The organism is Chthonomonas sp. (assembly GCF_035294165.1).
Taxonomy (GTDB): domain Bacteria; phylum Armatimonadota; class Chthonomonadetes; order Chthonomonadales; family Chthonomonadaceae; genus Chthonomonas.
The window spans coordinates 1-11,461 of the sequence record NZ_DATGLN010000107.1; the positions used below are offsets into that span (position 1 = coordinate 1).

9 protein-coding genes are annotated in these 11,461 nt (G+C 53.7%); 6 read left to right on the plus strand and 3 right to left on the minus strand.

Annotated features, from left to right (window positions below; translation table 11 throughout):
* Nucleotides 1-169: 169 nt before the first annotated feature.
* From VKV29_RS05405 to rfbD, 6 genes are all read left to right on the plus strand, one after another.
* A complete protein-coding gene (locus VKV29_RS05405) occupies nucleotides 170-3,244 on the plus strand; it encodes a hypothetical protein (protein WP_324200283.1) in 3,075 nt (1,024 codons plus the stop codon).
* Nucleotides 3,245-3,693: 449 nt separating this feature from the next.
* Nucleotides 3,694-4,143: a dTDP-4-dehydrorhamnose 3,5-epimerase family protein gene (locus tag VKV29_RS05410; RefSeq protein ID WP_324200284.1), complete on the plus strand. Its 450-nt coding sequence runs from the start codon at nucleotides 3,694-3,696 to the stop codon at nucleotides 4,141-4,143.
* Entirely contained in the window at nucleotides 4,140-5,195 is a 1,056-nt protein-coding gene (rfbB, locus tag VKV29_RS05415) for a dTDP-glucose 4,6-dehydratase (protein WP_324200285.1), read from the plus strand. The genes VKV29_RS05410 and rfbB overlap by 4 nt, the downstream gene beginning before the upstream one ends.
* Nucleotides 5,196-5,197: 2 nt before the next feature.
* Entirely contained in the window at nucleotides 5,198-5,683 is a 486-nt protein-coding gene (gene rfaE2 / locus VKV29_RS05420; protein WP_324200286.1) for a D-glycero-beta-D-manno-heptose 1-phosphate adenylyltransferase, read from the plus strand.
* A gap of 9 nt (nucleotides 5,684-5,692) precedes the next feature.
* On the plus strand, nucleotides 5,693-6,667 hold the full coding sequence (locus VKV29_RS05425; protein ID WP_324200287.1) for a decaprenyl-phosphate phosphoribosyltransferase: 975 nt from the start codon (nucleotides 5,693-5,695) through the stop codon (nucleotides 6,665-6,667).
* Between the two features lie 12 nt (nucleotides 6,668-6,679).
* Nucleotides 6,680-7,555 (plus strand): dTDP-4-dehydrorhamnose reductase, encoded by an 876-nt coding sequence (gene rfbD / locus VKV29_RS05430; protein WP_324200288.1) that lies wholly within the window; start codon nucleotides 6,680-6,682, stop codon nucleotides 7,553-7,555.
* Nucleotides 7,556-8,378: 823 nt separating this feature from the next.
* Here the strand turns inward: rfbD and VKV29_RS05435 are convergent.
* The 3 genes from VKV29_RS05435 to VKV29_RS05445 all read right to left on the minus strand — a co-directional run.
* Complete coding sequence (locus tag VKV29_RS05435) at nucleotides 8,379-8,939, minus strand: hypothetical protein (RefSeq protein WP_324200289.1); 561 nt, start codon at nucleotides 8,937-8,939, stop codon at nucleotides 8,379-8,381.
* 311 nt (nucleotides 8,940-9,250) lie between these two features.
* On the minus strand, nucleotides 9,251-10,324 hold the full coding sequence (locus VKV29_RS05440; protein ID WP_324200290.1) for a hypothetical protein: 1,074 nt from the start codon (nucleotides 10,322-10,324) through the stop codon (nucleotides 9,251-9,253).
* Nucleotides 10,325-10,342: 18 nt separating this feature from the next.
* Nucleotides 10,343-11,461, minus strand: a 1,119-nt coding sequence (locus VKV29_RS05445; protein WP_324200291.1) for an RHS repeat-associated core domain-containing protein, incomplete at its 5' end; no start/stop codon positions are given.

Sequence of the window (11,461 nt, forward strand, 5' to 3'; positions counted from 1 at the left end):
CAATTTGGTGACCACCGATCCGGGCTTTTTAGACCCTCTGGCCCCCGAAAAACGGGGTTTTGAACTCCTGCCTCGTTCTCCCGCTCTCCATATGGGCTTCCGACCTATCCCATTCAACCAAATAGGGCCGAAAGGCTTTACGTCCAGCAGATAAGGGTAAAATTTGGGTATGAAGTCGCACCTGTATGTAGCCCTAAGCTGTTTTATCTGCTTTCTGTCGGCCTGCTCCGTTTCTGCCGAACTAACCTTTTACCCCAAAACCTTTACACCCAACACCGTTGTTGAAGCCCGCTATCTCCTAAAAAACATCGGCAGCACGGTGAGTGGACAAGAGCGCACGGTTCCCAGCGAGGGCTATGTCCTCTACGCCTTTCCGGCAACGGCGGGCGCTCTTTTTAAACTAAGCCTCACCCTATCGCCAGACTCCGCGCTGCCTCGAATTGCCGTGCTGGATATGCACAACAAACCGCTGCCTTTCCGGCTTCAAACCGAGCCGAACGGCGTACAAACCCTGCAATGCCGCATTCCACCCACCTGGCCTTTCGCCGACAGGCTGCGCATACGGCTGGGTGCAAAGTCAGGTTCATTTACCATTCAACAGTTTGTCTTTCAAGAAAACCCCATTTGTGACCCTAACTCACAGCTTCCCATCGGGGTACTTCACTGGCTCTCTGCTGCAAACAACCTACAGGCTCTAACGTTCCCATGGAAAGATCACCACACCGATCTGCTTTGGGACACCATTGGGTTACCGACACCGCAAACCGAACCGCCGACAAGTGCGGTACAGTTGCCGCCAACCAACCTTTCGGCCACCGCCATTAGCGCTTGGAAATCGCGCGATTTCGCCGTCTTTTCCTATCTCTCCACAAATCTCGATCCGCTCTACTTCCAACAACATCCCACTTCCGCCCAAGTGGGAGCCGATGGAAAACCCATCCTTTTTAACAATATCCCTCTTCTCGAACCGCTAGCCTCTAACCTAAGCGCACTTACGCCCAACCTCTCTCTGTTAGCCTCCCAGCCCCTTAACGGAGTCACGGTACAGGCCCTGCCCTATCTTGCCGATGCCGCCTTCTCTTCGGCTTTTCAAACCGCCTGGCAACAAAGCTATCACGCCCCATGGCAGCCTCCTACCGCTAATCTCGCCGCACGCTACCACACCTCATCGCTCATGGCACAGCTCGATGCCGATTGTCATGCGGCACTTCTACAACAGCTACAGTCCAAAACCTCCTCCCGTCAAAGCCTCCTGATGGTGCCCGATCCGCTAACGGCCCTCCTCCAAAACGAGATCGTACCTTGGTGGCAAATTCTCCATAAAGCACCCTATGACGAGATCGGTACCCTGCCCAACTTAACCACCCTCCTTCACCCCATATGGCTTGCAGGCGATAGGCGCCCCGATCCGTTTTATAACGCCTATCTCATCGCCTCGTGGCTCCAAGAACTGACACGTGGCCTCCACACAACCCCCCGTTTTTCTCTGCTCTTGCCGGCTGCCGACACCCCCACGCTTTCGCAAAGCGAGGCCACCGACTTGATGGAACAGCAGACGGTAGCTGCACTGCTTGGCGCCTCCCCACAAGCCTTCTCGCTTTATCCCTTAATCTCTCCCATCGCCTCTATGCCTAACTATCAAGAGCTGCTCAATATCCTGTCGGCTCTTAATGCCATCGGCAACTACCCGGCCTCATCGGACAACCTATCGCCTATCGGCCTACTCATTGGAGACGGCATAACCTATCAGGGCGATACAGCCGGCGCTTTAGATGACCTCTACGCGCTCACTCTGCCCATCCTCTCGCAGGGTATTCCCTGCGCGCTCGTTTCTTTAGAGCGAGCGGTTGACCCCGGCTATCTCGCCCCTTATAAAGTCCTTATTCTCACCTGCGATCCTCAAAAACCCGTTGGCTCCGCCACAATGGACGCCCTTGCGAACTGGGTACAGGCCGGGGGCGTGCTCATCGTGGTAGGCGGCTCCAGCGCCTTTAACGACATCTCGGATGCCTGGTGGCGCCGGACCGGCTTTGAGAATCCCATCGCCTACCTGTGGCATCGGCTTGGGCTTCAAGTTGGCCCTTCCGCCGTTGTCGCTCCCCCCCAGGAAGCCAACACCCTTACTTCCATAGCCACCTATCCTGCCGATAACCCTCGCATTGTCCGCACGCTCAATCTTACTCCTTACCTTAGCCAGAACGGGAGCGTGGCCGTGCGCTTCACCAACCCCGGCGACACCTCCAATCGCTCCGCTCTCGTGCACACCATCGAGCTGCGCGTGGGCAACAAAGTTGTGGCCGCCTTCCTTGCCGGCAGTGAGGTAGAGAGCTACTTCCTGGTCTACAACCACGGCTCCGACATCGTTCCCACAGGTCGCATCGCTCCTCCGAACACATCATGGACTTATCAATTCGATCACCTGCCTACCAACCAGCACATCGAGCTGCTTGTAGATTGCGAAGGGCCGCTTCAAATTGCCGCCGGCCCTACTACCCCAGACTATGCGCGGGGCTTGCTCTCGGCCAGCCAAGAGGGCGATCTTACCCGGTTCTTTCCGCGCTTCCACCCACCCTACGATTGCACCATCACCTCCTACTCCTTGCCAAGTGGCGCACAGAGGCCGGCCTTTCAGCCTCTCTACCTGCTGCGCAACGGCACCAGCCCCATCTGGATGGCACATGTCAATAACGGGATCGTTTTGCAAGTTGGGCTATCCCCTCGCTATTTCGCCGCCAACGAACTGAGTGCATCTCTTTTGCGGACACTCCTCGAAGTCGCGGCACACCATGCACGCCTCTCTCTCCCCGAGCACAACACCCTCGTTCGCCACTACGGCCCAATCTATGCCATCCGCACCTTCAACGGCTCCTATACGCTTCCGGGTCGCTCCTTAGACCTCTTTTCTTCCTCCCTTGAAGTGCGCCAAGACCGCGTCATCCCGCCCCATACCGCCGCTTTGCTTCTCGCTGTTCCCTCTACCAACACGCCGGCTCTGCTGTTTACCGATGGACGGCTGCTCGCCGAGTCCACTGCACCTAACCGACTTGGCTTCCTCGTTGCCGGCCCGGCAGGCACCCAAGGTTTAGCCCGCGTTGCCACACCAAATCGTCCTCTGCTCGGGGTGAAGGCCATTGACCTCTACGGCGATCCGGTGCCCGTTCAAGTGCTGGATAGCGGCGATACCCTCCTGCTTATCTATCCAAACGACCCTGACGGCGTCGCCATTCGGGTTCATTGGAAGTAGGAGTTACGTCTTCTCTGGAGAAAGTAGCGCAGCGTTTTGGCAATCTGGTTGCCATAGGCACCCAACAAACCTTCGGTCAATGCAGCAACACGCCCCTATCATTCAACAAAGCGATGCCGCAAGCTGCTACAATAATAGCGTCCAACTGTCAACGACCATCGCATAAGGGGATGTCTTGCCCTCGCCGTTGTGGTCGGCTCTTAATCCGCGACCTAAGCGATACTTAATGGCGATGATGCGCTGGATACATATGGGGAAGCATACGTCGAACCCATCAAAAATGTGCGGAGGAGTGGACAAGCGGATAGGGCGACTTGGTTCCGTCGCCTTTGAGGGGACGAGACAATTCCTTATGCTGGCTACCGTTCCCTTGTCTCAGGTTTTTTATGGAATTTAAAATATGTGCACGGAACACATCTCTCTTAAAACGATTGGATAAGGAGCGCATTATGGATATTGAAGGGGTGATCCTTCGCCCACTGAAACGTCATACGGATGCACGTGGATGGCTCATTGAGCTGTTTCGAGATGACGAATTGCCCGAAACGTTTCGCCCCGTTATGGGCTATATCTCTCTTACCCACCCCGGCGTTGCACGAGGCCCTCATGAACATCGCGATCAGACCGACGGCTTCGCGTTTCTCTCCGGGCGCTTTGAGATCACCCTATGGGAAAATCGGCCCGGCAAAGAGCGAGTGAAACAGGTTATCCTCGCCGGTGAGGAGAACCCCATTTTTCTGCTGGTCCCTCCAGGGGTGGTACACGCCTATCGCAATGTTGGTGAAACCGACGCCTTCGTGCTCAACTTCCCCGATCGCCTCTATGCGGGCTGGGGTCGCCAAGAGCCGGTAGACGAGATTCGCCATGAAGAGATCGACTCGGAGTTCAGGCTGTCATGACGAACGAAACCAAAACGGTTTTAGTAACCGGTGGGGCCGGCTTCATTGGCAGTAACTTCTGCCGATACACTCTACAACACCATCCCAACTATCGTGTCGTGGTGCTCGACGCACTCACTTATGCCGGCAACCTCTCCACCCTAGCCGACATCCAACAAAACCCATGTAACGAGGGCCGCTTCCGCTTCTATCCAGGAAAAATACAGGATGAAACGGTTGTACGTGGTATCCTAGAAGCCGAGCAGGTGAACTACATTGTCAACTTCGCGGCCGAGAGCCACAACGATCGCTCCCTGCTCGATCCCGGCAGTTTCATCCAGACCGATGTCTACGGGGTTTTCGTGTTGCTCGATGCAGCCCGTCGTCATAACGTAGAGCGCATCGTTCATGTCTCCACCGACGAGGTGTGCGGCACGATCGCCACGGGCTGCTTCACCGAGGAAAGCCCCCTCCTTCCCAATACCCCCTACTCCGCCAGCAAGGCGGGCGGCGAATTGCAAGCACGGGCACACCATATTGCCTACGGCACGCCGGTGCTGATTACCCGCTGCGGCAACAATTTCGGCCCCTATCAGTATCCAGAAAAGCTGTTGCCTTTCTTCATCACCCGCCTTATAGACAACAAAAAAGTGCCTCTCTATGGCGACGGCTCCCAAGTTCGCGATTGGGTCTATGTGATGGATCACTGCAGCGGCATAGACTTTGTGCTGCATCACGGCGGTGTCGGCGAGGTCTACAACATCGGTTGTAACGAGGAGCACCCAAACAAGGAGATCGTGCAGGTGCTGCTTGAGACGCTGGGCAAGCCCGACACGCTCGTTCGCACCATCCCCGATCCGCGCGGGAAAGCTCATGACCATCGCTATAGCCTCAGCACCGATAAAATTCGTTCCCTCGGATGGCGCCCCTCTCATTCCTTCCGCGAAGCGCTACAGCAGACCATTCGATGGTACATCGAGAACGAAAACTGGTGGCGCCCAATCGTCTCCCGTCCCGACTACCAAGACTTCATTAGCCGATTCTACGGCCCCTACTTAGGAGCAGACCTCTAACCATGGGGCAGTTCATTCCAGACTACCATCGCCTTGCCGAAACTCTCTCTGCTTTTCGTAACGAGGGGAAAACCCTTGTTACCACAAACGGCGTTTTCGACATTCTCCACATCGGGCATGTGCGCTATCTACAGGCCGCCAAACAGCTTGGCGATCTGCTTGTGGTGGGGGTCAATACCGATGCCTGCACCCGCCGTCTCAAAGGTCCCAATCGCCCCATCGTGCCCCAAGAGGAGCGCGCGGAAATTCTGGCCGCTCTTGCTTGCGTAGACTATGTAACCCTGTTTGACGAGCCGACCCCAGAAGCGCTTCTAGAACAGTTGCGCCCTCATATCCATGTAAAAGGCGGAGACTACAACCCGGAAACTATTCCGGAGGCGGCCGTGGTGCGCCGTTTTGGTGGTAAGGTGGTGACCATACCGCTGGTGGACGGGCATTCGACGACGGATATCGTACAAAAGATACAACGCTCTCTGTTACGAGGCTAACGGTCTTTTATGGAAACAAAGGCTTCTTCTTTGCCGGAACCGCTACCGAAAACCGATCGTTCTGTGAGACGCACGCTTCGTGCGCTCCTTGAGGCCACTCGCCCAAAGCAAGCAACCAAAAATCTGTTCGTGTTCGCGGCTCTCGTGTTTGCCGGAGACCTGTTCAAGGCCTCCCTCTTCCTACGCGCCCTTCTCGCCTTTCTTATTTTCTGCATCACCACGGGCGGTGTCTATCTATTTAACGACATCTTTGACGCCGAGCGCGACCGACTCCATCCTCAAAAGCGGCATCGCCCCATTGCCTCTGGAGCGCTTCCTATTCCGCTGGCTTGGACGGCCGTTTTCTGCTTAGAAGCATTAGGTAGCATCGCGGCTTTCATCATCAATCTTCGGTTCGGTATCGCAATTGTGGCCTATATTCTGTTACAGGTGGCCTATGGGCTTTTCCTTAAGCAGATCGTGCTACTCGATGTGTTTGCTCTGGCAGCAGGCTTCCTTTTGCGAACCGCCGGTGGTGGGTTCGCCATTCAAGTGGGCATCTCTCCGTGGCTGCTGCTCTGCACGCTAGAATTGGCGCTTTTCCTCGGTTTCGGTAAACGGCGGCAAGAGATCGCTACGCTCGGCCCCGATGCAGGCAAACATCGGCCTATCCTCGAGGAGTACAGTCTGCCTCTTCTCGATCAGCTCATCGGCCTTGTGGTCGCCATGACCCTCATCTCCTACTCCGTCTACGCCGTCGAATCGCCGTCGGCTCGCTCCCATCCCCATCTCTGGGCAACCGTGCCTATCGTCCTCTATGGGCTTTTCCGTTATCTCTACCTGGTCTATCGAAAGGGATGGGGAGGCGCACCGGATGAGGTGCTTTTGCAGGATCGGCCTCTGCAGATCACCATTCTGCTGTGGTTTCTACTCGTGTTAATTCTTTTCGCCTTCGACGGGCATACCAAAGGGGGCCTTTTAGGCTATCTTATCCTTCAAAGGTAAAGGAGGAAGCGCATGCGCATTCTGGTTACCGGTGCCAATGGAATGCTGGGTACAGACCTGTGTTGCCTGCTCGAGCAGAGCGGCCATGAGGTCATTCGCTCTTCGCAAAGAGAGAATACCGAAAGCGATGTAACCCTCGATATCCTCGACTTTGCCGCCACACGGGCGACGCTGCGACAGCACAAGCCGGAGATGCTCATCCACACGGCCGCCTACACCCATGTAGATGGCTGTGAACGTGACCCCGACCGAGCGTTCCAAATCAACGCATTGGGCACCTGGCACGTGGCGGCCGCCTGTGCGGAACAAGATATCCCCTTGGTCTACATCAGCACCGACTTTGTGTTCGACGGCCGCAAAACCACCCCCTACACCGAGTTCGACACCCCCAACCCCATCAACCACTACGGCGCCTCCAAGCTTGCCGGTGAACAGGCCGTGCAAAAGCTCTGCCGTCGTCACTACATTGTGCGCACCCAGTGGCTCTTCGGCGTTCACGGGAAAAACTTTCCTGGCACCATTCTCGAATTAGCCCAAAAACGCAACGAACTGCCCGTTGTGGTTGACCAGCGCGGCAGCCCTACCTCCACGCTTGCCCTCTCACGTGCCCTTATCAAGCTGTTGGATAGCCCTCTTTATGGCACCTACCATATCGCGTGTAAAGGGGAGTGCAGCTGGTTCGAGTTCGCACAGAAAACGTTGGAGTTGGCCGGCATCTCGCATGTAACCCTTCATCCTATTCCCGCGGAGCAGTGGCCCTCGCCAACCCACCGCCCGGCCTACTCCGTATTGCGCCGTTATGTGCTTGAACTGCAGGGTCGTGACGACTTACCGCCTTGGCAAGAGGCATTGGAAGAGTTTATCGAGTTGCTGAAGGCAAAAAAATAAGCCTGTGCTACAACTGCAGCACAGGCGCCATCAAACACGACGGTCTTCACAATCGAAAAGGAGGACATGCGCTGCACAGAACACTTCTCGGAAGGGCTCCCGAGGGCGCTCTGTACAATCTCTATTAACGTAAGTGGACAAGGAAAAGTTCCTTAGCCAAAAAGTCTGTATTCTTTTGAGCTTCCTGCCGCAGTTGCGGTTCTTTCCAGGGCAACGACTAAGACGCGATGGACACTCCCGTCGCCAGGCTCTGCAGTGACTTGAGCCGCTTCAACCTATCGCTCTTCCTGGGTTTTCTCTCTTCGTTGCGACCTGTCCCCGCTGCGCAATAATACCCATTGATCGTCTTCCCTTGAGAGAATTTCCTCGGTATTTCCACGTAACAGACTCCGTTTTGGATGACCGGACTCTTGGACAAGTCTTTTCACATACCGCCCTAACGGAAATAGCACCCTTGACCAAGCCAATCCTATCCTACTTCCCATAACCAATATCTGTGGCTAGGGAATAGAGCGCCTCCGGCAGAAATTGTAAACAAAAAGCGCGCATCTGCTCTCAAGCACGAGTATAGCTAGATCGCCCCCTCCAATACCCATAAAGGCAAGACCTCAGACAGCTACTGCTGCCACTTCAAGCCAGTCTATTTGACCATCTTTTGTCTAGTCTTGAAAAACCAGATCGGCCAGTCCACTCGAAATGGCTCCCAGAAGTCCAGAAATCCCTATCGTGGTCAGGCTTGAGACGAGCTCAAAACCTTTTCCATTTCCGTCGAAAAAAGTGGTAGGATTGTCCCACCATACCAAAACTAGTACCGATTGCGCCTTTAATCCTGTTTCTCGGGGTGGATATTTTGTAGACGCGCCTCGCATATCTCGTGTAAAGTGAATACATCCTTTTCATTGCTGTCTATGGGACGTAATAAGGTGTGCGAACGCTCCGGTCGTGAGCCGCCCCTTAACAAAACCTGGCTGATTTTGCTCATTCTTCCGGCATTCTTGTGGCTTGGTCTTAGCAATAGCTTACTACTCGGCGTACCTAAGGTAGTCCTTTGCCTTTTTTGGCTCGTAGCGCTTATAGCTTCATATAATGCCTCTCCCGTAAAAAAACCTATGAGGTTGAGATAATTTATACCATGAAAGCGAAAACATAACAGAGCTGCCAAAATCATTGGGAATATAGCCTGCAAGTTTCCAATGGTTTTGTTAACTTTCTCTCCACGTGCTATCTTTTTGTCCTGCTCAGATATCTTCTTATGCAGATAATAAGTCGTAAGTAGGCCTAGGATAATGCAGCAAAGCCAATCTCGGTTATACTCTGTCATACCCTTCGCTTCCCCCATGAGAATTTCAATAGCTACAAGCATCCAATGCGCCAAAGGTTCCAAACATGTATGCCGCCATCCCTATTAGATCAGTTATTGCTAGTAAGTAGGTTTCGAGACTCTCCAGCCCATCGTACACATACCAACTCACACTCTGATGCACCACATCCCGACGATACTCCGGACCACGAGGGCCTATTAGGTACATGGCAGAAACATAAGGCGTGTTCGTACCCTGTGCATACCCCACCTCCTCCACTGGCATGCTCGCATCATAGACCGTGTCCGTTACATTCGTCACCCCATTACTCACCACCACACTCCGACGCCTTAATCCATCCGCTCTGAAATAGTCGTTCCAGCAGCGCCCTTCACTACGCCATACCTAGCTGACGGTTCAGCTCTGGCGGTAGCTCATGCCTAATTAACCACAGACCAAACTCCTTCTCTGTACAGTCCCAAGATAGATAGGGCAGACGCAGGAGAGAGGCCAATCGCTTCAACACTTCTTCCGCACCCACATGTTTGCTGAACACCACGATATGATCCTCAAGCCCTTTCCGATAGGGAGCTAATAGACCCGAAAATACCGGTAGAACCGGCTCCTCCTTGGCAAATAGTAGGTTTAAATGAAGCTGCTTCTCCATTCCAAAAAGACATGATAGCCCTCCCTCTCGCCATAGCGTGTAGAGTTCTATCGGCTCCTCCGCCCGTTCAAAGATCAGCAACTTCGCCCCGCTATCTCCTCGACGAATATCATGAGGAAGAAGCAGCAAACCCCTCTCTGTGAGCAGCTGAGCCGGTGTTTCTAACCGTAGGATCACAGGTACGCGCTCTTGAGGCCTGCCACCCGTATGTGGAGTAGGAACGACGGGAGAACCCGCCAGGTAGGGAGAGGACGATAGAAAGGCGACCCCAACACCATCATACCAACCGACTGCCCAAATGACAGGGTCACGCAAGTCATGACACATCAGTTCAAGCAGGTTCAACACCCATGCTGGATTGTGCCAAAAGGCAGGCCTGACAGCGCTTCCTACCTGTGCATCCGGCGACACGGCTACTATGGTTGCGACACAACCTAGAAGCGTTTCGGTTTCGGAGGAACCCGCTTGCCCTACACGAACCGATGGAGCTACCTTCGGAAAAGTGAGAACCCCCTTGGGAACACCTCCCTGTCGTTGAAGCAGGGCTTTGCTCAGATAGGTCTGCAAGAACCGCGTAACCTCTTCTAGGGTGCAATCAACACGATTGTCGTTCACCAAAGGCAAGACTGCATCGTAGTTGTTAATAACCAGCATTGACATATAGAAGGGTACTTCATCACGCGCGATATACACGCGGAAGTCCATATTGAGGTTGGTCAGAAGCGGCTGGAGAACAGGCATCAGAAGCTGAAGCGTTCGTTCCACTTCCTCTTCAAATCGCCGTGCAGGTTCCTCTCTCATTGACGGTTCCATATTCCCCTAGTCCCCTTCAGGTTCAAGGGTTTCTGTAAATGCTACCATACTTCGCCAAAAATCAGGGTCTATGGATTTACAATCTAAGTTATAAAAATTGCCATCTTTGGAAGAAAACAAGCCATAGAATCTTGTTCCATTGTTTTCGATTTGTACATGATAACACCAGGCGGTTCCAGAAGGATCTTTGCCTAGTATTGCTGTAACCAGCATTGTGCCTACAAGAACATGATATGTCATCGTTCCTTGTACGCCAAACTGTGCCATCGCTACTAGCTCTTGGAGAAGATATCTCATTACAACACAAACAAGTTTTCTTACTGCATAATTTTCTGCGTAGAGCGCCTCCGCACCTTGTGATAGTTCGTACTGTAAGCCATCTTCAACAGCTATCAGCGTTCCTGGACCTAAACCTGTATAATCTGTAAAAGATATGGGGTTATCACGACAATATATGCACCAATTTATGCCATCCCTACCAGGGTCTTCACTGAGAAACCTGCCTAACACAGGGTCCATGTAACGTGCCCTCATGTAAATTAAACCCGTGTTCGTATCGCTCTCATGCCCCAAACTCCCCACATACTTCTGACTGCTGCTCCCTAACTGACCACTTCGCACTAAACCATACACATCGTACTTCCTGGCTGCGGTTATATTGCCACTGGGGTCTACCTCCTCAACTACACTCCCCAAACCATCGTACACGTACCAACTCACACTCTGGTGCACCACATCCCGACGATACTCCGGACCACGAGGGCCTATTAGGTACATGGCAGAAACATAAGGCGTGTTCGTACCCTGTGCATACCCCACCTCCTCTACAGGCATGCTCGCATCATACACCGTATCCACTATATTCGTCACCCCATTGCTCGTTACTACGCTCCTACGCCTTAGACCGTCTGCCCCATAGGTGAACTGGCTGCTGTAGGCCACACCGTTGGGCGCCGTGTAGTTGCAGGAGACCAATCGGTTCTCGCTGTCCCACACATTGCTGCGCCCTCCACCACTGAGCGTGTTCCCGTCTAAATCGTTGACGTAACCACTCCCATTCCGGCTTACCAACATGTTGGCGTTATTGTAACCGTAATTCTCCGCCCCACTCACATTATCCTGCTT